The sequence below is a fragment of the Desulfovibrio piger ATCC 29098 genome (assembly GCF_000156375.1).
In the GTDB taxonomy this organism is placed as follows: Bacteria; Desulfobacterota; Desulfovibrionia; order Desulfovibrionales; family Desulfovibrionaceae; genus Desulfovibrio; species Desulfovibrio piger.
In genome coordinates this window covers 1-834 of record NZ_DS996377.1, presented here as the reverse complement: position 1 = coordinate 834, position 834 = coordinate 1, and the positions used below count along the sequence as shown (strand labels likewise).

At 53.5% G+C, this 834-nt stretch carries 2 rRNA genes; both read right to left on the bottom strand.

The window, feature by feature from the left end:
* A 5S ribosomal RNA gene (gene rrf, locus DESPIG_RS12520) occupies nucleotides 1-111 on the bottom strand; the annotation flags it as partial.
* A 45-nt stretch (nucleotides 112-156) separates the two neighbouring features.
* Nucleotides 157-834: ribosomal RNA gene (locus DESPIG_RS12515) — 23S ribosomal RNA — on the bottom strand; the annotation flags it as partial.

Below are 834 nucleotides of genomic sequence, written 5' to 3'. Positions count from 1 at the left end.
GGCAGCGGCCTACTTTCCCACATGACGTTATGCAGTATCATCGGCGATGGAGAGCTTAACTTCCGAGTTCGGAATGGGGTCGGGTGTACCCTCTCCTCTATGGCTACCAAAGAAATTTGGCAAATTTATTGAAACAGGGATGGAAGGATTTTTCGAGAAAACAAGACGCACGGGCTATTAGTACTGGTCAGCTCCACCCCTCACAGGGCTTCCACCTCCAGCCTATCAACGAGGTCGTCTACCTCGGCCCTTCAGGACTTGCGTCAGGGAGAACTTATCTTAAGGCAGGCTTCCCGCTTAGATGCTTTCAGCGGTTATCCCTTCCACACATAGCTACCCTGCTGTGCCGTTGGCACGACAACAGGTCCACCAGTGGTGTGTCCATCCCGGTCCTCTCGTACTAGGGACAGGCCCTTTCAATTCTCCTACGCCCACAGAAGATAGGGACCAAACTGTCTCACGACGTTTTAAACCCAGCTCGCGTACCACTTTAAACGGCGAACAGCCGTACCCTTGGGACCTGCTTCAGCCCCAGGATGTGATGAGCCGACATCGAGGTGCCAAACCGCATCGTCGATGTGAACTCTTGGATGCGATCAGCCTGTTATCCCCGGCGTACCTTTTATCCAATGAGCGATGACCCTTCCATTCGGGATCACCGGATCACTAACACCTACTTTCGTACCTGCTCGAGATGTCTCTCTTGCAGTCAAGCTCCCTTTTGCGTTTGCACTCGACGGCTGGTTTCCAATCAGCCTGAGGGAACCTTTGCATGCCTCCGTTACATTTTGGGAGGCGACCGCCCCAGTCAAACTACCCACCAGACACTGTCCT